This window comes from Erwinia sp. INIA01 (assembly GCF_025947915.1).
Taxonomy (GTDB): domain Bacteria; phylum Pseudomonadota; class Gammaproteobacteria; order Enterobacterales; family Enterobacteriaceae; genus Erwinia; species Erwinia coffeiphila.
In genome coordinates this window covers 259,749-280,412 of the sequence record NZ_JAPDNC010000001.1, presented here as the reverse complement: position 1 = coordinate 280,412, position 20,664 = coordinate 259,749, and the positions used below count along the sequence as shown (strand labels likewise).

At 54.1% G+C, this 20,664-nt stretch carries 20 protein-coding genes and 1 pseudogene; 13 read left to right on the top strand and 8 right to left on the bottom strand.

All coding sequences use genetic code 11. The features are described from left to right. Window positions 1-26 precede the first annotated feature (26 nt). From OMR58_RS01225 to attM, 3 genes are read left to right on the top strand one after another with little or no spacing between them, the layout of a single operon-like run. Complete coding sequence (locus OMR58_RS01225) at window positions 27-1,481, top strand: NAD-dependent succinate-semialdehyde dehydrogenase (protein ID WP_264544935.1); 1,455 nt, start codon at window positions 27-29, stop codon at window positions 1,479-1,481. Window positions 1,482-1,509: 28 nt separating this feature from the next. Continuing rightward, window positions 1,510-2,670 carry an iron-containing alcohol dehydrogenase gene (locus OMR58_RS01220; protein WP_264544934.1) on the top strand — a complete coding sequence of 387 codons (1,161 nt, stop codon included), beginning with the start codon at window positions 1,510-1,512 and terminating at the stop codon, window positions 2,668-2,670. 54 nt (window positions 2,671-2,724) lie between these two features. Further along, window positions 2,725-3,516, top strand: coding sequence for an AttM family quorum-quenching N-acyl homoserine lactonase (gene attM, locus OMR58_RS01215; RefSeq protein WP_172606559.1), 792 nt, complete (start codon window positions 2,725-2,727; stop codon window positions 3,514-3,516). A 571-nt stretch (window positions 3,517-4,087) separates the two neighbouring features. Here attM and OMR58_RS01210 read toward each other — a convergent pair. Beyond that, window positions 4,088-4,642: a VOC family protein gene (locus OMR58_RS01210; RefSeq protein ID WP_264544933.1), complete on the bottom strand. Its 555-nt coding sequence runs from the start codon at window positions 4,640-4,642 to the stop codon at window positions 4,088-4,090. 138 nt (window positions 4,643-4,780) lie between these two features. Between OMR58_RS01210 and OMR58_RS01205 the strand changes: the two genes are divergently transcribed. From OMR58_RS01205 to OMR58_RS01195, 3 genes and pseudogenes are all read left to right on the top strand, one after another. Then, window positions 4,781-5,695, top strand: a complete 915-nt coding sequence (locus OMR58_RS01205) for a LysR family transcriptional regulator (protein WP_264544932.1) — start codon at window positions 4,781-4,783, stop codon at window positions 5,693-5,695. 156 nt (window positions 5,696-5,851) lie between these two features. Then, window positions 5,852-6,235, top strand: a pseudogene (locus OMR58_RS01200) (nuclear transport factor 2 family protein); the annotation flags it as partial. Then, window positions 6,215-6,613, top strand: coding sequence for a putative quinol monooxygenase (locus OMR58_RS01195; RefSeq protein ID WP_444861290.1), 399 nt, complete (start codon window positions 6,215-6,217; stop codon window positions 6,611-6,613). The pseudogene OMR58_RS01200 and the gene OMR58_RS01195, both read left to right, overlap by 21 nt. 105 nt (window positions 6,614-6,718) lie before the next feature. Here the strand turns inward: OMR58_RS01195 and OMR58_RS01190 are convergent, their stop codons facing one another. The 3 genes from OMR58_RS01190 to OMR58_RS01180 form a co-directional block, all read right to left on the bottom strand. After that, window positions 6,719-7,849 carry an alpha-hydroxy-acid oxidizing protein gene (locus tag OMR58_RS01190; RefSeq protein WP_264544931.1) on the bottom strand — a complete coding sequence of 377 codons (1,131 nt, stop codon included), beginning with the start codon at window positions 7,847-7,849 and terminating at the stop codon, window positions 6,719-6,721. Then, on the bottom strand, window positions 7,846-9,441 hold the full coding sequence (gene mdlC, locus OMR58_RS01185; protein ID WP_264544930.1) for a benzoylformate decarboxylase: 1,596 nt from the start codon (window positions 9,439-9,441) through the stop codon (window positions 7,846-7,848). The genes OMR58_RS01190 and mdlC overlap by 4 nt, the downstream gene beginning before the upstream one ends. A gap of 233 nt (window positions 9,442-9,674) precedes the next feature. Continuing rightward, window positions 9,675-10,337 carry a GntR family transcriptional regulator gene (locus OMR58_RS01180; RefSeq protein WP_200559141.1) on the bottom strand — a complete coding sequence of 221 codons (663 nt, stop codon included), beginning with the start codon at window positions 10,335-10,337 and terminating at the stop codon, window positions 9,675-9,677. A gap of 124 nt (window positions 10,338-10,461) precedes the next feature. Between OMR58_RS01180 and OMR58_RS01175 the strand changes: the two genes are divergently transcribed. The 5 genes from OMR58_RS01175 (at window position 10,462) to OMR58_RS01155 (ending at window position 14,595) form a co-directional block, all read left to right on the top strand. Continuing rightward, the gene (locus tag OMR58_RS01175; protein WP_264544929.1) at window positions 10,462-10,938 is read left to right on the top strand and encodes an OsmC family protein; all 477 of its coding nucleotides are present in this window, start codon (window positions 10,462-10,464) and stop codon (window positions 10,936-10,938) included. 131 nt (window positions 10,939-11,069) lie between these two features. Beyond that, entirely contained in the window at window positions 11,070-11,510 is a 441-nt protein-coding gene (locus OMR58_RS01170) for a VOC family protein (RefSeq protein ID WP_264544928.1), read from the top strand. A 33-nt stretch (window positions 11,511-11,543) separates the two neighbouring features. Then, window positions 11,544-12,014 carry a GNAT family N-acetyltransferase gene (locus OMR58_RS01165; protein ID WP_264545153.1) on the top strand — a complete coding sequence of 157 codons (471 nt, stop codon included), beginning with the start codon at window positions 11,544-11,546 and terminating at the stop codon, window positions 12,012-12,014. Window positions 12,015-12,227: 213 nt separating this feature from the next. Further along, entirely contained in the window at window positions 12,228-13,925 is a 1,698-nt protein-coding gene (gene cysI, locus OMR58_RS01160; protein ID WP_264544927.1) for an assimilatory sulfite reductase (NADPH) hemoprotein subunit, read from the top strand. Between the two features lie 391 nt (window positions 13,926-14,316). Beyond that, a complete protein-coding gene (locus OMR58_RS01155; protein WP_264544926.1) occupies window positions 14,317-14,595 on the top strand; it encodes a hypothetical protein in 279 nt (92 codons plus the stop codon). A 38-nt stretch (window positions 14,596-14,633) separates the two neighbouring features. Here OMR58_RS01155 and cyoD read toward each other — a convergent pair whose 3' ends face one another. The 4 genes from cyoD to cyoA are packed head-to-tail and all read right to left on the bottom strand — an operon-like array spanning window position 14,634 to window position 18,510. Then, the gene (gene cyoD / locus OMR58_RS01150) at window positions 14,634-14,969 is read right to left on the bottom strand and encodes a cytochrome o ubiquinol oxidase subunit IV (protein ID WP_200559136.1); all 336 of its coding nucleotides are present in this window, start codon (window positions 14,967-14,969) and stop codon (window positions 14,634-14,636) included. Beyond that, window positions 14,970-15,584 carry a cytochrome o ubiquinol oxidase subunit III gene (gene cyoC, locus OMR58_RS01145; protein ID WP_200559135.1) on the bottom strand — a complete coding sequence of 205 codons (615 nt, stop codon included), beginning with the start codon at window positions 15,582-15,584 and terminating at the stop codon, window positions 14,970-14,972. 2 nt (window positions 15,585-15,586) lie between these two features. After that, window positions 15,587-17,566, bottom strand: coding sequence for a cytochrome o ubiquinol oxidase subunit I (gene cyoB / locus OMR58_RS01140; RefSeq protein WP_264544925.1), 1,980 nt, complete (start codon window positions 17,564-17,566; stop codon window positions 15,587-15,589). A 17-nt stretch (window positions 17,567-17,583) separates the two neighbouring features. Next, entirely contained in the window at window positions 17,584-18,510 is a 927-nt protein-coding gene (cyoA, locus tag OMR58_RS01135; RefSeq protein WP_200559133.1) for a ubiquinol oxidase subunit II, read from the bottom strand. Window positions 18,511-18,780: 270 nt separating this feature from the next. On the opposite strand from cyoA, the gene OMR58_RS01130 reads away from it, so the two are divergent. Then, on the top strand, window positions 18,781-20,178 hold the full coding sequence (locus OMR58_RS01130; RefSeq protein ID WP_264544924.1) for an aminotransferase-like domain-containing protein: 1,398 nt from the start codon (window positions 18,781-18,783) through the stop codon (window positions 20,176-20,178). A gap of 146 nt (window positions 20,179-20,324) precedes the next feature. Further along, window positions 20,325-20,582 carry a hypothetical protein gene (locus tag OMR58_RS01125; protein ID WP_264544923.1) on the top strand — a complete coding sequence of 86 codons (258 nt, stop codon included), beginning with the start codon at window positions 20,325-20,327 and terminating at the stop codon, window positions 20,580-20,582. Window positions 20,583-20,664: the final 82 nt, after the last annotated feature.

The window sequence follows — 20,664 nt, the reverse complement described above, 5'->3', positions numbered from 1 at the left end:
ATTGAACCAATTCGAAAGGAGAAGCTATGATCAAGCTCAAGAATTCAGCACTGCTGCGTGACCGCTGCCTGATTAATGGAGAATGGATTCCCGCCAGCGATGGTCGCGAGATTGAGGTGGATAATCCCGCCAGTGGCAAAATTATTGCCCGGGTGCCCTCGCTGACCGGCAGCGAAGCGGAAAGCGCTATTGCCGCTGCGAAGGCGGCACTACCCGGCTGGAGCCGTCTGGCTGCAAAGGACAGAACCGCCATCCTGCGCCGCTGGTTTACGCTGATTGTTGAGAACGCAGACGATCTGGCCGCGCTGATGACCGCCGAGCAGGGTAAACCGCTGGCGGAAGCAAAGGGCGAAGCGCTGTATGCCGCCTCCTTCGTTGAATGGTTTGCGGAAGAAGCCAAACGTGTTTACGGCGAAACGGTTCCGGCACCCGGCACCGATAAACGCATCATCGTGATGAAGCAGCCGATCGGCGTCTGCGCAGCGATCACCCCGTGGAACTTCCCGGCGGCGATGATTACCCGCAAAGCCGCTCCCGCTCTGGCTGCAGGCTGCACGATGATCGTAAAACCTGCCGAACAGACGCCGCTCACCGCGCTGGCGCTGGGTGTACTGGCCGAGCAGGCAGGTATCCCAGCGGGCGTATTTCAGGTGATCACCGGTGATGCCAAAGAAATTGGCGGAGTACTTACGGCCAGCGACACGGTCAGAAAACTCTCCTTTACCGGCTCGACGGAAGTCGGACGGATTCTGATGGCGCAGTCGGCGCCAACCATTAAAAAACTGTCGCTGGAGCTGGGCGGTAACGCGCCGTTTATCGTCTTTGATGATGCCGATCTGAATGCGGCCGTTGAGGGCGCGCTGGCATCGAAATACCGCAATGCGGGCCAGACCTGCGTCTGCTCCAACCGTATTTACGTTCAGTCCGGTGTCTATGATGCCTTCGCCGAGAAGCTGGTGGCGCGCGTTGCGGCACTGGAAGTCGGGGAAGGTCATCAGCCGGGCGTCACTATCGGACCGTTGATTGACGCCAGCGCCGTTGAAAAAGTGGAAGATCATATCGCTGATGCGCTGGCTAAAGGGGCAAAACTGCTGATTGGCGGGCAACGCCACGCGCTGGGGGCCACTTTTTATCAGCCGACGGTGCTGGCCGAGGCGACCCAGCAGATGAAAATTGCCCGCGAGGAAACCTTTGGGCCGGTTGCGCCGCTCTTCCGTTTTGAAACGGAAGAAGAGGTGATTGCTATGGCCAACGATACCGAATTTGGCCTGGCGGCCTACTTCTATACCGAAAACGTACGCCGCACCTGGCGGGTGGCAGAAGCCCTGGAGTACGGCATGGTGGGCCACAACAGTGGACTGATCTCCAATGAGGTTGCGCCGTTTGGCGGCGTGAAGCAGTCCGGGCTGGGGCGCGAAGGTTCGCACCACGGCATTGATGAGTATCTGGAAATTAAATATCTGTGCTCGGTCATCGCCTGAGCATGCCCGTTACCTGAAAGGAGGAATAATGACTATCAATCCATTTGAGTTCCGCACCGTGCCCTCCATTGAGGTGAAATGGGGAGGTGCACAGGAGCTGGGTACGATCGTTGCGGCACGGTTCAAGGCGCGAAACGCCCTGCTGGTGACCGATGCCGGGCTGATTAAGGCCGGGCTGATTGCGCCGATCGCGGCCTCGCTGAAGGGGGCGGGATTTACTGTGACCCTGTTTGACCAGGTGGTCGCCGATCCGCCTGAGCATATCGTTCACGCCTGTGCCGACGCGGCGCGCAGCGCGAATGCCGATATTGTCATTGGTCTGGGCGGCGGATCATCGCTGGATATTGCCAAGCTGGCGGCGATTCTGGTGGAGAGCGAACAGCCGCTGTCGGAAATGTACGGTATCGGTAAAGTGAGCGGTTCGCGCCTGCCGCTGGTGCTGATCCCCACCACCGCCGGGACCGGGTCGGAGGTGACCAATATTTCGATTATCACTACCGGTGAAACCACCAAGATGGGGGTGGTGTCGCCGCAGCTGTACGCTGATTTCGTCCTTTTAGACGCCGAACTGACCGTGGGACTGCCGCAGATCCATACCGCCGCAACGGGTATTGATGCGATGGTGCATGCGATCGAGGCGTATACCAGTAAACACAAAAAGAATCCGCTGTCCGATGCGCTGGCGCGCGAAGCGCTGCGTCTGCTCGGTGCGAATCTGATTGCCGCCTGCCGCGACGGTAAAAATCGTGCGGCGCGCGAGGGGATGCTGCTGGGCGCAACGCTGGCCGGTCAGGCTTTTGCCAACTCGCCTGTTGCCGCCGTTCACGCGCTGGCCTATCCCTTAGGCGGCCACTATCACATTGCGCACGGTCTTTCGAACGCGCTGATGCTTGGCCCGGTGCTGCGCTATAACGCCAGCGCCGCCGCGCCGCTGTATGCCGAACTGGCAGACGTGCTGGGCATTGAGGGCAGCGGCAACGCGGACCAGCGTTCCGCCGCCTTCGTTGAGCATATGCTGACGCTGATGGAAGAGAGCGGAGCACCGCGCCGTCTTCGTGACGTGGGCGTAACCGAAGAGAGCCTTACGCGCCTGGCGGCCGATGCCATGCTGCAAACGCGCCTGCTGACCAACAACCCGGTCGATGTGCAGGAACAAGACGCACTGAATCTGTATCAACAAGCATTCTGACGACCTGACTCAAACGTATCACTGTACCCACTATAAAAAAGAGGCAAGCCCAGTATGAACGATATCCGACTCTATATGCTTCAGTCCGGCACCCTGAAATGCAAAGTGCACAACATTAAAATGAACCAGGGCAGCGGTGCGGATTATGAAATTCCGGTGCCGTTTTTCCTGATCACCCACCCCGATGGTCATACCATTATTGATGGCGGCAACGCCATTGAAGTCGCCACCGATCCTCGCGGCCACTGGGGCGGCATTTGCGACGTGTACTGGCCGGTACTGGCGGAAGATCAGGGCTGTGTCGATCAGATTAAGGCGCTGGGCATCGATCCGGCGGATGTGAAATACGTGGTGCAGTCGCATCTGCATCTTGACCATACCGGCGCAATTGGCCGCTTCCCGAATGCCAAACATATCGTGCAGCGCGTGGAGTATGAGTATGCCTTTACGCCGGACTGGTTTGCCGCCGGTGGCTATATTCGTAAAGACTTCGACAAGCCGGGGCTGAACTGGCAGTTCCTCAATGGAACCGAGGATGATTTTTACGATGTTTACGGCGATGGCACGTTAACCACGATCTTCTCTCCCGGACATGCGCCCGGACACCAGTCATTCCTGGTACGGCTGCCAAACAGCAAGCCTCTGCTGCTGACCATCGATGCCGCCTATACGGTGGATCACTGGGAAGAGAAGGCGCTGCCGGGATTCCTGGCCTCGGCGGTGGATTCCGTTCGCTCTGTGCAGAAGCTGCGTAACGTTGCCGAGCGTAACGATGCCATCGTGGTCACCGGGCACGATCCGGATGCCTGGGCGGGCTTTAAGAAAGCTCCTGAGTATTATTCCTGACAGGCGTTTAGAAAACTCGATAAGTACGGGGTTATCAGCGTTTACTGATAACCCCGAAATATTAAAATGGTAATACAGAGTATTAACACGATAGTGATTATGGGTGGTATTTTCATCGCTCTTGCTCCTTGCATTGCTGCGGGTAAGAGGCTACTCTGATGTTGTTTAGGCATAGAGTGGGCCTCGTTGGTGATTAATATTACCATCGGGGCTTTCTTCTTTTTATCCCTAACAACCTTTTCCTGCCAGTTACCTGAGATAAAAAGCCTCAAGCACCGGGCAGGATTATACTTTAGTGCATGAGTTATTAAATTTCTTTCTGTTCGCTATGCGTGAAATTGCGTACGGTATCGCAAGATCCATGTAATTAATTTGTTGTGTTCATTTGTTGGGTTGATATCGTTTTCGGGTTTGTAGTTAAACTTGTTATGCATCCTGTTTATTTGAGGTGGTCATTAATTTAATTCGGCGTTTTCATGGGTGATAATTCAATTAACGCAGGGGTGTTATTATCACCCTTAACCTGTTCACGTTATTATTTCCGATTAGAAACCCAGAAATTAGCAAACCGTTATGCTGTTTTATCCGTCTTAGCCACCAGCTCAATCTGCGATCCCCACGGCGTCAGGAAGTAAAACCACTGAGTACCATCGGCATTGGTGACGGGTTCATTAAGCGTCTTCAGCCCGGCCTTTTTTAGCGCTTCATAACTCGCTTGAATATCCTGAGTGCGAAGGGCGATATGCGTTGCCGCAGCGTCATCCTCGTGTGGCTGAGCATGATTGATCTCTGCACCGCTGTATTGAAACAGTTCAATGCCGGTGCCGTCCGGCAGTCTGACCATCACAAAGCGTTTTAAGTCACTGGAAGAACGCCAGTTAAACGCTGTTTTCCACGCGTCAGGAATAGTACCCGGCGTGATATCTGATTCGAGTTTGCCACCGAAGGTTTTTGAGAAAAACGCCACGGCAGCATTGATATCGGGGACGTTGATCCCGGCATGATCGATACCGCTAATATGGACGACCGGCTGCGGCTCAGTACCGAGTGCCGTTGCGGAAAGCGATGCCGCACCCAGTAGCAGTGCCGAGGCGAAGGCGGTTGAGTTAACGCTAAATTTTTTCATCGGTTTGCTCCCGTTTGTTTGTCTAATCGCCTCATCGGGCGGGAAGTTCTGCGACGGTCTGTCGCGACGAAAGAAGCATATCGACGCGCCGACATTTTCAAAATAGAATGATTTGAAACCCATCATTGCAAAAATGAAATGAGTAAACTTCCCGATTTTGAAGGGCTGGCGATGTTTGCCAAAGTGGCTGAGGAGGGTTCCTTCGCAGCGGCGGCCAGAGTTATGGGCGTTTCCGTTCCCACCGTTTCCCGTGCGGTAGCGCGTCTTGAAGAGCGGCTGGGCGGACGGCTGTTCAACCGTACATCCCGCCAGCTGGCGCTGACGGAGTTTGGGCAGAGTATGGCGGCGAAAGCGGCAGAAATTTATCGCCAGGCGGAGGAAGTGGAGAGTGAAGCCCACGAACTCTCGGTTCAGCCGCGTGGGCAGGTCAGGTTGGCGATCCCGATGTCATTTGGGCTGCGCTGGGTGGCTCCGCTGATGCCTGAACTTATTCGTCAGTTCCCCGAACTGAATGTCGATCTGCATTTGTCCGATGCCTCAGTGGATTTAATTGCCGAAGGTTTTGACGCCGCACTGCGTATTGCCGCGCTGCCGGATTCTTCACTGGTGGCCCGCCGCTTGTGCCCGGTGACTCAGTATCTGGTTGCCTCACCGGCTTATCTGGCGCAGCACGGCACACCTCTGCATCCACGTGAACTGAGCAGCAGACAGTGTTTCAGTTACGCCTACCGCGCCCGCAGCCAGGTCTGGCGTTTCAGCCACAGCTCAGGTTCGCAGGAGGATATTGTGCCGAACGGACCGCTGCGGGTGACGAACTCGGATGCGCTGCTACCGCCGTTGCTGGAAGGGTTAGGTATTGCAGAACTGCCGGAGTTCATTGCCGCAGAGTATCTGCGCGACGGGCGGCTTGTCCATTTGCTGGATGAATGGTCGATGACTCAGGGCGGCTTGTATTTTGTGACCCCCACCGCGCGCAGTCGTCCGCTTAAAGTCAGGGTGCTGTCGGACTTTTTTGCGCGCCACCTTGCCGATCCCGCCTGGCGCTGGCCCTGAAAGGCGAGGCATTTGATTGACCGCAATCGTGCCTGTGCTTTCAATTTTGAAACGATAGCTTTCATTCATTGCTGTTTTCAGCGCTTCTGAAGTTTTTTATTGTTACCCCACGCCACCGAAAACGGGGCATTCACTTAATACTTCAGGAGCAACATGATGAAAACCGCTATTCAGTTACTGCAAAACTATCTCGATGTTATTCAGAATCCGCAGGCTGCCGCCGCACTGTTTGCCGAAGATGGCGTTCTTGAGCTGCCTTACCTGCAGACGCTGGGTTTACCGCACCGCGTGCAGGGCCGCGAACAGATCCAGGCCTTTATCGCCGGGTTGTTGAAAAAGGTGCCGGATTTCCGCTTCCGCAACATCCGGTTCCTGATCGATACGCCTGCTCAGGCGTTTGCCGAATACAGCGTTGAAGCTGAGGTTCCCGCTACCGGCCAGATCTATAAACAAACCTATGCCGGGCGTCTGGTGGCAGAAAAGGGGCAGATTACTCTGCTGAGAGAGTCAATGGATACGCTGGCCGCGCAGCGGGCCTTTACTGACGGACGTATTTCCACCGCCGGCGATCACGATAAAACCCAGCCAACGGCGATCGTTGTCAGCGCTTATTACCGCGTGCATCCTGAAGACCGCCAGACGTTTATCGACGCGGTAAAACCGGAAATGCAGGCCGCGCAGCAGCTTCCCGGCTGTGTGTTCTATGCTTTCTCACAGGACCTGGTCAATCCCGATGCCTTCCATCTTTCTGAAGGCTGGGCAGATATTGACGCTTATGAACGTCATGAACATTCCGCGACCTTTTTACAGGCGTTATCTACCGTGGTGAAAGAAGTCCGTATCCTGCATCGTGAAGGCGTTCGTTATGATGTGGCAAAACAACATATTGACGATCCGCGCGGAAAAGTGACGGACTGAACCGAAATCGAACTCTAACAGACCGGTAAAGATGATAAACGGCCGGCCGGGAAAGCTCCCGGCAGGCTGTCCGGCAATATGATTGCATCATCCCTGGTCATCAGTTCAGGACATTCGCTGAAGATATGCCGCTGACAAATCGTCTACGGCAGGGCAGCCAATCTGTGCCAGGTTACAGTCCACTTCACTCTTCAGCAGCGCAATAACCTCATCAACGCCCCGCAGCCCCCGCGCTGCCAGCCCGTAAAGGGTTGCCCTGCCCAGTAACACCATATCTGCACCCAGACACAGCGCTTTAACGATATCCGAACCCCGTCGGAATCCACTGTCTGCCAGTACCGGGCTGTCGATGCGCGCGGCCACTTCGGCCAGCGTTTCTAGTGGGGAAAGATTGCCGTCCAGCTGGCGTCCACCGTGGTTAGACAGGATCACCCCGTCGGCACCGCAGGCCACGCACAGCTCAGCATCTTCCGGCCGGATAATGCCTTTGACCAGCAGCTTGTGTGGCCACATTTCGCGAATGCGTTTCAGGCTGTTCGGGTTAAAACCGGCGTCCATCTGGCGGCTCATCACCGCTGCCTGCGCTTCCAGGCTACCGCTTTCGGCGCTGACAAAATTCGCCAACTGCGGCATGCCGTTTTGCACGAAACGCATTGACCATGCAGGGTGAAGGCAGCCTGACATCAGCAGCGAAGGCGTAATCTTCAGCGGCAGGCTGAACTGATTGCGCCTGTCGCGCTCGCGGTTACCGTTAACGCCAACATCCACCGTGACAATCAGCGTGGTATAGCCCGCGTTCAACGCGCGCATCACCAGCTGCTCCGCCAGTTGCTGTTGAACAACATAGAGCTGGAACCATTTTTCACCCTCGGCGCAGCGGGCGACGTCTTCAATCGACGCATTGGAGGCGGTTGAAAGAATAAACGGAATATTGGCGCTTGCGGCAGCCTTAGCCAGTTTTATATCGCCACCGGGCCAGAGTGCGCCGTTAAATCCCGTGGGCGCAATAGCAAAAGGCGCACTCCAGTTTTTCCCGAACAGGTGCGTGGAAATATTACGTTCGCTGACATCCACCAGTCGGTGGGGCGTAAAGCGCCACTGGTCAAACACGTCGCGATTGTGCACCAGACCTTTTTCATCCTCGGCACCCCCTTCAAGGAAATCAAAAATGATTCGCGGCAGCGTTTTGGCTGCCAGCCGCCGGTAATCTTCAACGTTGACCAGCTTGCCCTTCATTGCTTCTCTCCCTGTTCTGTCCAGCAGGTTTCTACCTCAATTAATGCCGGTTTACCCGAGGCGCGAGCCCTGCTGACGGCATCGCTGATTTGTTCCGGCGTGTTGGCCCGGAAGGCCTGCACACCATAGCCTTCTGCCAGCTGTGAAAAATGGATATCCGGCAGGTTCAGGCCGGGAATATCGGTGGCATTCAGCACGTCGGCGAACCATCTCAACGCGCCGTAAGTGCCATTTTTCATCACGATAAAGATCACCGGGATGGCATAGTGCGCGGCGGTCCATAGCGCCTGAATGCTGTAGTTCGCCGAACCATCACCCACCACCACAAACACCTGTCGATCGGGGCTTGCCAGCTGGATACCAACACCGGCAGGCATGGCAAATCCCAGCCCGCCGGCCGCTGCGAGGTAGTAGCTGCCCTGAGTGGCGATATTGATACGCTGCCAGAGCGCGGGAATGGTTGAGGTCGATTCATTGACGAAGATGGAATTTGCCGGGGCGACGCTGTTTAATATATCGAAGACGGACTCTGCTTTGAGCGGACGGGAGGCCGCGACGGGTAACGGTGCAGGCAGTGCATCGGGCATGGCTTTAGCGCGGTCGGCAACGTGACCGGCAAGCTGGCTTAGAATGGGATGGATATCGCTAATCCAGGCATCGCCCACCGGCGCGCGAGCGGCTTCCTGCTGGTCGCAGGAGATCAGGATCAGTTCAGATCCCTCAGGCAGAAAAGGCCCTGCCTCAAACTGGTGATAGCGAAACACCGGCGCGCCGATAACGAGAATTAAATCGTGACCGGACAGCAAACGGCCGATGGAGGCAATTCCGGCAGGCAACATTCCTCTGAAACAGGCGTGGCGCGTTGGAAACGCGCAGCGCGGCGAAGAGGGTGCGGCCCAAACCGGGCACTTCAGCTTTTCTGCCAGTTCGACAGCGTGATTGTTCGCCCGCGCGGCATCGACATCGGCTCCCAGCACCAGCACCGGATTTGTTGCCGTATTGATGCGTTGAACCAGTTCCGCCAGTTCGTCACTGCTTAAAGAACGTGCGTTTTTGACCCGTCGGTTCAGCAGGCTGGCGGATGATTCATCGGCGCGCTTATCCCAGTCGTCATACGGGATGGAAAGATACACCGGTCCGGGTGCTTCAGAGGTGGCGGTATGAATAGCGCGGCTGAAGGCATGAGGTACTTCCTGCGCGGATGCCGGTTCGCGGCTCCATTTGACCAGCGGTTTTGGTAGCGTTGTCGCATCGGTATTGGTCAGCAGCGGCTCCAGTGCGACCATGGCGCGGTTTTGCTGACCGGCGGTAATAATCAGCGGTGAGTGACCGTTGCAGGCGTTGGCCAGTGCCCCCATCGCGTTCCCGGTACCTGCTGCAGAATGGAGGTTGACCAGCGCGGGTTTACCGGATGCCTGGGCAAAGCCATCTGCCATGCCCAGGGCAACGCCTTCGTGCAGGGCCAGTACGTATTCAAAATCTTTGGGGAAATTTTTCAGGAAGGGCAGCTCGTTGGAACCCGGATTGCCGAACACTTTATTGATGCCGTTGCGGCGCAGTAATTCGTAAGTCACATTACGTACAGTCTTCATCGTAGCGTCTCCCTTAACGATGGTGATCCGTCATGATCCTCAACGTCAGTCTTTAACCCTGCGTTGAGTGCGGATCCAGCGTATACCAGGAGGCCATCGGCCTTTTTGTGAAAACGCGACAAATGCCTGTAACTGAAACACTTTGTTAATATTTGGTTTTGCTTTGTGGGGAGGCGGCGCTATCGCATGAGCCTGCTTCAACCGTTTTCAAAGAACCCGTTCAGACTCTTCTTTCAAGATGATGATTTACGCTCAGCAGAGCGAGCCACGGCATCCAGAACGATTTTCCCGGCTGACAGGATATGCTCAATGGTCATTTCACGCGCTTTCTCCGCATCGCCGCTCCGGCAGGCGTCAAGAATAGCGGCGTGTTCATCTTGAAACATCGGTGTATCGGCAAGCAGCTTCCGCTGCAGGTGTTCATAGCGCTCTATCTGGTTGCGCAGTTCAGCAATCAGCAGCAGCTGGCGTGGATTACCGCAGGCAGCATAGAGAATGTTATGGAACTCCAGATTCAGCGCCCCTTGCTTTTCTGTATCGTTTGCACCACCCAAAAGATGGTGGACAAGCTCGGCTCGCGCCAGGGATTCGGCATCGAAATCAGGTACGCTGTAGAAAATTGCATCGCCTTCCAGTAGCGCTCGCAGGTGGTAAATATGGCGAATATCATCGGCTGAAAGCGTTCTGACTACCGCCCCGCGATTAAGATAGAGATCCACGAGCCCTTCCTGTTCCAGCAGCCGGATGGCTTCCCGCATCGGAACGCGGCTGACTGAAAACTGGCTGGCGAGGTCGCGTTCCACCAGTCTGGTGCCTTCTGTCAGCGTACCGTTGTTAATCATCGCCCTTAGACGATCGGCCAGAAGACTGGCCGTGGATTGCGTTTTAAGTGTCATAAACATCCCCTGTTGATTTTGGTTTAATGGTATACCATTATGATATTCTCAACCAGAGCGGGGTAAGCAGCACGCTGTCTCTGGGGCAATAAACAACGGGAAATTCCAGACAGGAGAAATCATCATGGCGCAGCGCGAGCATCACTATCGTGTAAATATCGAATGGGTGGGTAACAAAGGGCAGGGTACGGAATCCTATAAAGCGTACAGCCGTGACTTTACGATTTCAGCATTAAATAAAGCTGAGATAAGCGGTTCGTCCGACCCGGCTTTTCTCGGTGACAAATCGCGCTGGAATCCGGAAGACCTGCTGCTTGCATCGGCATCGGCCTGCCATAAGCTGTGGTATTTGCATCTTTGCGCAGAAGCGGGGATCAGCGTGTGTGCCTATCTGGATCGTGCAGAAGGCTCGATGATTGATGGCGATCGCGGGCATTTTACCCGCATCACATTACGCCCTGAAATTGTGATTCGCGAAGGTGATGACATCCAGTTGGCGACAGACCTTCATCATCAGGCTCATGAACAGTGCTTTATCGCTAACTCTCTTAATTTCCCCATCGAGTGTCAGCCTGTAATTTCAACTTCATCAGAGGGATAATCGATTTTACTCAATCGTCGGCGTACCGTTGGCTGTTGGTCCTGGGAATATTGTTCTACTCGTTCACGTAATCTTGCTAAGTTATCGACATCAGAATGTACTGATGTCGATAACATGAAAAGGGAAGCACCATGACGCAGGATTTAGCAGGAGTTGATGTTCTCTTCGTTGCCGGTTTTGGCCCGGTCACGCGCAGCACCGAAGCCAGCGCTGCATTTTATCGCGACGCTGTCGGTTTACCGCTAAAGGCGATGGAAGGAAATGAAGATTATCTGCTGAGCGAGCACGATGCGCTGGGTGGGGTAAAACATTTCGCCCTGTGGCCGCTGGCGCAGGCCGCATTGTCCTGCTTCGGCAGCGAGCGGTGGCCATCTGACCTGCCTGAACCACAGGGATGGATCGAATTCGAAGTGCGTGATATCCAGGCGGCGACCCGCACGCTGGAGGCAGCAGGCTATCGTTTGCTGGTGGCACAGCGCGAAGAGCCATGGGGCCAGACGGTGACGCGCCTGCTCAGCCCGGAGGGCCTGCTGACGGGCGTGACCTTTACACCCTGGCTACGCGACGCGTAATTACCGGCAGGAAAGCAGGCAGAGAGGTCAATGATGAATATCAGAAAGGCATTACCTTCTGAAGCTGAAGTGTGCTGGGATGTCCGCAATCAGGCGATACGCCACGGATGCCGGGAATGTTACGACGCGGAGGTTATCCATGCCTGGACACCGGAAGCGATGCCGGAGGGATATCGTCGGGCGATTACCCATCATCCCTTCTTCGTGGCAACAGACGCGGATAATCAACCGGTTGCGACCGGATTTCTCGATCTGTCCTCCGGCAGCGTTGAAGCTATTTTCACCCTGCCGTCCTTTACCGGCAGGGGGCTGGCTGGGAGCATCCTGGAGGTTATCAAACAGGAAGCACGGCAGCGCGGCTACAATTCGCTGACGCTTTCTGCCACGCCGAATGCCCGGTCGTTTTATGAAAAGCACGGATTTATCTTTATCTCTGAGAATCTGTATCCTTCTGAGCTTGCCGGTGCGTCGCTTCGCTGTAGTGATATGCGGATTGATCTATAACCTTTCCCACATTGATATTTCAAATTGATATAATAATAAGTCATCCTTTCACGGCTGGCTTATTATTTGTTTAATTGATAGATGTAATAAATAAAAGCGGTTGATAAATCAGGGTAAACTGTTATAGCTCGCTAAATTATTTCTGTGCATTGTTACAGTCAGTATTCAGTGATTAACTTTCTGCTCATTATGATAAAGAGTGGTAAGTCTATTATGAGCGATGAAAAACTTTCTGATAACGAACGATTAAAAGGCGATAGCGCATTACTTCGCGGCACCATCACCAGCGATCTGGATGATAATATTACCGGTGGCTTTAGCGGCGATAATTTTCAGCTGATTCGATTTCACGGGATGTATCAACAGGACGATCGCGATATCCGCCAGGATCGTATTGCGCAAAAGCTTGAGCCGCTGCATACCGTGATGCTCAGGATAAGACTGCCGGGCGGAATAATTAGCCCGCAGCAGTGGCTGGGTATCGATGAGTTTGCGCGCGATAATACATTATATGGCAGCATTCGTATTACCAACCGGCAGACGGTACAGTTTCACGGCGTATTAAAACATAATATTAAACCGGTTCATCAGCTACTTCACCGGCTGGGGCTGGATTCCAGGGCCACCGCCGGTGACGTCAACCGCAATGTGTTATGCACGGCCAATCCTGTTGAGTCGAATTTACATATTGAAGCTTACGAATGGGCGAAAAAGATTTCCGAACATCTGTTACCCCGCACCAATGCCTACGCCGAAGTCTGGCTGGATAAAGAAAAGGTGTCGCTGAATGAAGAAAAGGAACCTATTCTCGGCACCACCTATCTGCCGCGAAAATTTAAAACCGCGGTGGTTATCCCGCCACAGAATGATGTGGATCTTCACGCCAACGATCTGAACTTTATTGCCATCGGTGAGAATGGAAAGCTGACCGGTTTCAATGTGCTGGTCGGTGGCGGTCTTGCCATGACCCAGGGCGATGTTTCCACCTGGCCACGCCTTGCATCGGAATTTGGTTTTATCCCGCTGGCAGAAACGTTGCAAATTGCCGAAGCGGTGGTTGCGGTGCAGCGTGACTGGGGCAACCGAAGCAACCGGCGCAATGCCAAAACCAAATACACCCTGGAGCGTGTGGGCGTTGAAGTGTTTAAAACCGAGGTGGAAAAGCGAGCGGGGGTCAGCTTCCTGCCGGTCAAACCCTATCAGCTTACCGGGCGCGGGGATCGCATCGGCTGGGTAGAGGGTGTGGACGGGCAGTGGCATTTAACGCTGTTTATTCCCAGCGGGCGGCTGATTGATAAACCCGGCTATCCGTTTAAAAGCGGCGTTGCGGAAATCGCGAAAATTCATCAGGGTGACTTCCGCCTGACGGCGAATCAAAACCTCATCGTGGCGGGCGTCAGTGAGGAGAATAAGCAGCAGATTGATGCCATTGCCCGCCAGCACGGCCTGATCGACGATACGGTCACCAGCCTGGAAAAAAATTCCATGGCCTGCGTATCGTTCCCCACCTGTCCGCTGGCGATGGCCGAGGCCGAACGCGTACTGCCTGATTTTGTGAAAAGCCTCGAACAGTCACTGGATCGCCATGGGCTTAGTGACGAATCGATTGTGTTCCGCATCACCGGCTGCCCGAACGGCTGCGGCCGCGCCATGCTGGCGGAAATGGGGCTGGTGGGCAGAGCGCCCGATCGCTACAGCCTGTATATTGGCGGCAACCGGCAGGGCACGCGCATACCACGGCTTTATCGCGACAATTTCAGCAGCGCTGAATTGATAGAGATGATGGATGAGCTGATCGCCCGCTGGTCTGAAGGACGGGAGGAGAATGAAGGTTTCGGTGACTTTGTTATCCGCAGCCAAATCGTTGCCCCGGTGATGGATTCCGCCAGAGATTTCCATGCCGTCAGCTAAGGGTGGAACATCATACATCGGTTACAATACTCAAGATTATATGCAATCGGTTTATATTGCCGCAGTTTTATTCCTTATTAAGGGATAAGAAAAAAGCTATGCAGAGGGATTTTTAATTTTCCACATAAAGCGTAATAAACGTCATAATTGTAGTGGTAATCATTATTATAAATAGAGGTGGTTATTAACAATAACAGTCAGTGAAATAAAAACTATAACAGTTTTATTTATATATTTAACTTTACCTGGTCTGATGTGGGGTGTAGTATTTATTTCGACAAGGGAGGTGTTGTTGTTTAAGTGTGTGATCCTCCTATTCATACGCCCGCCCCGTTTTGGGGTCGGGCTTTTTTTGTTATTTCAATGCGGGTTGAATTAAGCGGAGTCAGTTATGGAATTAAAGAGGGTGAATAAAAAAGAACGCGGTAAAGGTGGATGTTTAATGCTGATGCTGGCGGCCTGCATTTTTATCGCGGCGGTATATGGTGTGATGATCCTCTGCATGACTATGCAGGATAAATCATCCGCAAAGGAAAATTCGTTAAAGCAGATTGATGCCTGCAATCAGACAGAGCGAGAAGGTAAAGATAAAATAAGAGATTACTTCGATAACGAATCCTGCGCCGAACTGATTAAACAGCACGCGGCGAAATTTAAAAATGAACACTGAAAAATGGCCTGTTGAATAGAAACAACAGGCCATTTTTATTATCGGTTAATCATCATGTGGTAATGCATACTCCAGATGATCCAGATTGACAGCCCGATAATGATTAACAGAATCAGCAGGGTGAAAACAAAGCTTGCCAGATTCCAGCCGTCCTCGGTCTTACGATTTAAATGCAGGAAATAAACCAGCTGTACTAGCAGCTGCGCCACCGCCGTGACCACAAAAAGGGTGATGGTGACCCAGCGCGGGCCAACCGGATACATCACCAGCATAAAAGGGATCAGCGTGAGCACTACGCAGAGCACAAAGCCGGTGATATAGCTTTTATAGCTGCCGCTATCGTGGCTGTCGGAATGTAAAACCGCCTTGCTCATTTAATAGACCCCCAGCAGATAAACAACGGTGAACACGCAGATCCAGACCAGGTCGAGGAAGTGCCAGAACAGGCTCAGGCACTCCAGCCGCAGGGTGGTTTTGCCACCCAGCCCCCGGGTCATAATCTGATGGATCATAATACCCATCCAGATCAGACCAATGCTGACGTGCAGGCCGTGGGTGGCCACCAGAGTAAAGAACGCCGACAGCCAGGCACTGCGATCGGGACCGGCATTGTTCTCAATCAGATGGTGGAACTCGTTGATCTCCATTCCGACAAAGGCGAGGCCGAACAGAAAGGTCACTGCCAGCCAGAACAGCACCTGATTCTTTTTCCCCTGGCGCAGCGCGAGCATCACGAAGCCACAGGTGATGCTCGACAGCAGCAGCATAAAGGTTTCGGTGAGCACGTAGGGGATCTCAAAGATGTCCTTCGGCGTTGGCCCACCGGCAAAGGCATCGCTTAACACCGCGTAGGTGGCGAAAAAGCTGCCGAACAGAATGCAGTCGGACATCAGATAAATCCACAGACCCAGCTTGGTGCCGTGATCGTGATGCTCGTGGTCATGCTCTGCCTGATGATGCAGAGCCGGAGTGAGTGTGTGACTACTCATAGTTAAGCCTTTTCCGTAACTGAATGAATGCGCTGGTTTTCGATCTTTTCAATCTCTTCCGCCGTGACGGTGTACTCAATGTCCTGGTCGTAGACGCGCAAAAAGACGCCGGCGGCCATACCAAATACGCAGAAGATCGCCAGCCACCAGATATGCCAGATCAGCGCGAAGCCAAGCAGCGTGCCGATCATCGACACCACAAACGGCGAAGCGGAATTGCGCGGCATCTGGAATGCATCGTATTTAGCCGGTTTTGGCGGCAGTCCTTTTTTCTTCGCTTCGTGCCAGTAGTCGAGGCTGTCGACATGGGGAACGACGGCAAAGTTATAGAACGCCGGTGGTGATGCGGTGGCCCACTCCAGCGTGCGGCCGTCCCACGGATCTTCCGCGCAGGGTTGCTGCCGCTGTTTATAGTGGTCGCGGACGCTGACGTAGATCTGCGCAAGGAAGAAAAGAATGCCGAACAGGATAAAGAAGGCACCGACTTCCGCGATCTTCAGATAGGGTCCCCAGTCCGGGTTAGTGTAGTGGTTCAGGCGGCGGGTCATCCCCATAAAGCCGAGGATATACATCGGGATAAAGGCCAGATAGAAGCCGATAATCCAGCACCAGAACGAGTAGCGACCCAGTTTTTCATTCAGCTGAATGCCGAAGACTTTCGGGAACCAGAAGCCGAAGCCTGCGAAGTAGCCGAACAGCGCGCCGCCAATAATCACGTTATGGAAGTGAGCCACGAGGAACAGACTGTTGTGCAGCAGGAAGTCCGCGCCGGGGATGGCTAACAGCACGCCGGTCATGCCGCCGACGGTAAAGGTGACCAGTGAACCCAGTATCCACAGCATCGGCGTGGTAAAGACCAGATTGCCGCGATACATGGTAAACAGCCAGGTGAAGATCTTCACCCCGGTCGGGATGGCGATAATCATGGTCATAATGCCGAAGAAGGCGTTAACGCTGGCACCGGAGCCCATGGTGAAGAAATGGTGCAGCCAGACGATAAACGACAGAATGCCGATCGCCACCGTGGCGCTGACCATAGAGGTGTAGCCGAACAGTTTTTTGCGCGCAAAAGTAGGAGTGACTTCCGAGAACACGCCAAAGGCGGGCAGCACCAGAATGTACACTTCCGGATGGCCCCAGGCCCAGATCAGGTTCACGTACATCATCGCATTCCCACCCAGTTCATTGGTGAAGAAATGCATATCCAGATAGCGGTCCAGCGTCAGCATCGCCAGCGCCGCCGTCAGGATCGGGAACGCGGCAACGATAATCGCGCAGGTCACCAGGGTGGTCCAGGTGAATACCGGCATGGTCATCAGCTTCATGCCCGGCGCACGCATTTTCAGGATGGTGACAAACAGATTCACCCCGGTCAGCAGCGTACCCAGCCCCGAGAGTTGCAGGCTCCAGATATAGTAATCGACCCCCACCCCGGGGCTGAACTTGATCCCCGATAGCGGCGGATAGGCCACCCAACCGGTCTGGGCGAATTCGCCGACGCCGAGTGACAGGTTGACCAGAATCACCCCGCCGACAAACAGCCAGAAGCTGAGCGCGTTAAGCCAGGGGAACGACACATCGCGCGCGCCAATCTGCAGCGGCATGATGATGTTCATCAGCCCGGTAATAAACGGCGTGGCGACGAAGAAGATCATAATCACCCCGTGAGCGGTGAAGATCTGATCGTAGTGATGGGGCGGCAGGAAACCTTCGCTGCCGCCACCGGCCACTGCCAGCTGAGTACGCATCATAATCGCATCCGCAAAACCACGGATCAGCATAATCAGCGCCACGAAAATATACATAATGCCGATGCGTTTATGGTCAACGGTGGTCAGCCAGTCGTTCCACAGCACGGTCCATTTTTTTAACCAGGTAATCCCGGCCACCACCGCCAGGCCGCCCAGAATAATGGCGGCCACCGTCACCATGACGATGGGCTCGTGATAGGGGATTGCATCAAGTGTTAATTTGCCAAACATCGCTTGCTCCATCGTTCTTATTCGCCTGCGTGGTTCACAGGCATTTCGGCTGAACCCATATTCATCCCGGCGTGCGCGTCATCTGCGTGCCGGTCCATGCCGGAATCCATGTACTGATCGATAATCCGCTGGAACAGCTCCGGCTCAACGCTTGAGAAGTGTTCAACCGGATGTTTTTCGGAAGGCAGGGCCAGCGTTTTAAAGCCACTGAAGCTCAGCGGATGGTTCTGCGCTTTAATCCCGCTGACCCAGCGCTGGAAATCACCGTCCGAGGTCGAGTGGGTGATGAACTTCATGTCTGAGAATCCCGGGCCGCTGAAATTGCCGGAGATACCGTCAAACTGCCCGGTTTCATCGGCAATAAGGTTCAGCTGGGTACGCATTCCGGCCATGGCATAAATCTGGCCGCCCAGCTGCGGAATGAAGAAGGTATTCATCGTTGAGTCAGAGGTGATCTGGAAGGAAACCGGGCGGTCGACCGGAATATAAAGCTCGTTAACCGTGGCAATGTTCTCTTCCGGGTAGATAAACACCCACTTCCAGTCGGTGGCGACCACTTCAACGGTCAGCGGCGGTTTTGCAGATTCCAGCGGCTTGTAGGGATCGAGGCGGTGGGTGCTTATCCATACAATAATTGCCAGCGCGATGATAATGATCAGCGGTATCCCCCAGACAACCACTTCGACTTTGGTGGAATGCGCCCATTCCGGAGTGTATTTCGCCTTTTTGTTCCCTGCGCGATAGCGCCATGCAAAGGCAAAGGTCATCAGAATCGCCGGAATCACCACGATCAGCATCAGCAGAATCGCGGTGATAATCAGGTTTCCCTGTTCCTTACCTACCTGTCCTTTGGAGTTAAACAGCGTCCAGCTACAGCCGGTCATTAAGGGAATAATTGCCAGAACAATCATTGCCTTAACTGATTTTATTGTGTTCTTCAACATCCTGAATACCCTATAATTTCTTCGCATTTATGCAGAGTTCCGCAGGCGAAATGTTGTATCCTTCTGGCAATACGCGGTGCTCAGATAGCGCTTTTACGTTTATCTGTTCCACACCATTCTTAGTCGACCCTGTTATCAATTTGTTATCCTCTTTTTGGTTTTGTGTTTATATGCCAACAAAATCCATACAAGATAGCGATTAAATGCATTTTATTTGCAACAACAGGCGCTTTTTATACTCTTTTGTATGGGTATTTTAAAGGGTGATCTATGTCATTTGCCGAAAAAAAGAAGACAACATCGATAAAAACGCACTGGATCTATCCAATAAAGCCGGGCAATGGGGCAAGATATAAGCAGATCGTGAATATGGTCACCGCCGCGATCGACGCCGGAGAGCTGTTGCCCGGTGACCGGATGCCAACCCAGCGCGAACTGGCGGAGATGCTGAAGGTGGATTTGACCACGGTCACCCGCGCCTACAATGAGCTGCGTGAAAGAAATCTGACGCAGGCGGCGAGCGGCCGGGGATCGTTTATCTCCTATCAGCCGGATACGCTGTCGCATATCGACCTGAGCATGAACACCCCGCCGGGATCGGCAAAAATACTGCCGCTGATAAGCCGCTCCTTAGAACGTTTGCAGTCCTCGATTGATGCGGAATCGCTGATGACCTATCACGTGGGGGCAGGTTCAGCAGTAGAGCGCAATGCGGCGGTGAAGTGGCTGAAACCGCTGCTCGGCGAGTTCGACAGCCAGCGGGTGGTCGCCTGCCCGGGTGCGCAGACGGCCATCAGCGCGCTGCTCTCACTGCTGACCAAGCCCGGTGATGTGGTGGTGACGGATGAACTGACCTATCCGGGATTTATCTCCGCCGCCCGCCAGCATAATTTGCAGATTGTCACCGTAGCAGCGGATGAGCAGGGGATGGACCCCGACGGACTGATCCACGCCTGCAAGACCTACGGTGCGAAGGTGGTGTATCTGAATCCGACGATCCACAATCCTACGGCCCTGACGATTTCCGCCGGGCGACGTAAAGCCATAGCAGAAGCGCTGACAGCGCATAACCTGACGCTGATCGAGGATGACCCTTACGGCCTGCTGCCCGATGAGCCGCCTGCGCCGATTGCCACGCTGGCACCGCACAATACCTGGTATGTCTCCACGCTGTCGAAGTGCCTGACCCCTGGCGTGCGGGTGGCGTGGGTGATTTGCCCCGAATCCACATCCTGGGAGCCGCTGGCGGGTGTTATCCGCGCCAACGTATTGATTGCTAACCCGCTGATGCTGGCGGTGACGGCGGACTGGATTAACTCCGGGGCGGCGATGGAACTGTTGCAGGAACTGCGGCAGGAAAACGCTCAGCGCGTGGCTTTAGCCAACAGCATTCTGCCCGGAAAAATCATTTCCAGTCCGTTTGGCCTGCACGTCTGGCTGGCCGGAGAGGCGGGGTTCGATCCCCATTCGCTGGTGCATTCGGCGGCGAAAGTCGGCCTTGGAATTACGCCCTCGTACGTGTTCTCACCCGTTGGCGGCGTACTGTCCGGCATTCGAATTTCCCTCGGCGGCGCGCGTGATCTCTCCCAGCTTACTAACGCATTGCAGCGGCTGAATAACGTGCTGAAGAACGCCAGCCAGCCGCTGACGGGCGGGGGATATGTTTAAAAACAGATAACAAAGGGAAATGGAGGCTTAACCTTTTCGTTTAGCCTCCTGATCCACAGGTTCAGCACGGTGCGGGGGATTGCTCTGGCATCTTTATTTTGAGTTTATGTTAAGCTTCGTTTTAAACACGTTACAGGAATTGACCGATGAATAATCATTCAGACGAAAAAATGACAGAGCATATTATTGGTGAAGCGGTCACTGAGTTGCTCAACGACAATGCCCCCATCACGTGGCATTCGCTACTGGCCAAACTTCATGCGATCGTTGCCAACGAACTGGATGAAGAACGCGTGAATGCGGCAGTGCGTGCAATAAAAGAAATCCGGTCGGAAAGGCTGAACAGCTCTGGGGAAAAAGAGAGTTCATCCGCTGATGTACCTTCACAACAACGGCTCCACTGATGCCGCTCCCGCAGTCGATAAACCCTGCCGGAAGTGCTTCTGCCAGCACAATAAGCTGGATTGTGCTATAATAATAACTCGT

Bases quoted from the DNA above. Each gene is read 5' to 3' on its own strand.
- OMR58_RS01225 (WP_264544935.1), top strand. From the start codon at position 27: ATGATCAAGCTCAAGAATTCAGCACTGCTGCGTGACCGCTGCCTGATT.
- OMR58_RS01220 (WP_264544934.1), top strand. From the start codon at position 1,510: ATGACTATCAATCCATTTGAGTTCCGCACCGTGCCCTCCATTGAGGTG.
- attM (WP_172606559.1), top strand. From the start codon at position 2,725: ATGAACGATATCCGACTCTATATGCTTCAGTCCGGCACCCTGAAATGC.
- OMR58_RS01210 (WP_264544933.1), bottom strand. From the start codon at position 4,642: ATGAAAAAATTTAGCGTTAACTCAACCGCCTTCGCCTCGGCACTGCTA.
- OMR58_RS01205 (WP_264544932.1), top strand. From the start codon at position 4,781: ATGAGTAAACTTCCCGATTTTGAAGGGCTGGCGATGTTTGCCAAAGTG.
- OMR58_RS01190 (WP_264544931.1), bottom strand. From the start codon at position 7,849: ATGAAGGGCAAGCTGGTCAACGTTGAAGATTACCGGCGGCTGGCAGCC.
- mdlC (WP_264544930.1), bottom strand. From the start codon at position 9,441: ATGAAGACTGTACGTAATGTGACTTACGAATTACTGCGCCGCAACGGC.
- OMR58_RS01180 (WP_200559141.1), bottom strand. From the start codon at position 10,337: ATGACACTTAAAACGCAATCCACGGCCAGTCTTCTGGCCGATCGTCTA.
- OMR58_RS01175 (WP_264544929.1), top strand. From the start codon at position 10,462: ATGGCGCAGCGCGAGCATCACTATCGTGTAAATATCGAATGGGTGGGT.
- OMR58_RS01170 (WP_264544928.1), top strand. From the start codon at position 11,070: ATGACGCAGGATTTAGCAGGAGTTGATGTTCTCTTCGTTGCCGGTTTT.
- OMR58_RS01165 (WP_264545153.1), top strand. From the start codon at position 11,544: ATGAATATCAGAAAGGCATTACCTTCTGAAGCTGAAGTGTGCTGGGAT.
- cysI (WP_264544927.1), top strand. From the start codon at position 12,228: ATGAGCGATGAAAAACTTTCTGATAACGAACGATTAAAAGGCGATAGC.
- OMR58_RS01155 (WP_264544926.1), top strand. From the start codon at position 14,317: ATGGAATTAAAGAGGGTGAATAAAAAAGAACGCGGTAAAGGTGGATGT.
- cyoD (WP_200559136.1), bottom strand. From the start codon at position 14,969: ATGAGCAAGGCGGTTTTACATTCCGACAGCCACGATAGCGGCAGCTAT.
- cyoC (WP_200559135.1), bottom strand. From the start codon at position 15,584: ATGAGTAGTCACACACTCACTCCGGCTCTGCATCATCAGGCAGAGCAT.
- cyoB (WP_264544925.1), bottom strand. From the start codon at position 17,566: ATGTTTGGCAAATTAACACTTGATGCAATCCCCTATCACGAGCCCATC.
- cyoA (WP_200559133.1), bottom strand. From the start codon at position 18,510: ATGTTGAAGAACACAATAAAATCAGTTAAGGCAATGATTGTTCTGGCA.
- OMR58_RS01130 (WP_264544924.1), top strand. From the start codon at position 18,781: ATGTCATTTGCCGAAAAAAAGAAGACAACATCGATAAAAACGCACTGG.
- OMR58_RS01125 (WP_264544923.1), top strand. From the start codon at position 20,325: ATGAATAATCATTCAGACGAAAAAATGACAGAGCATATTATTGGTGAA.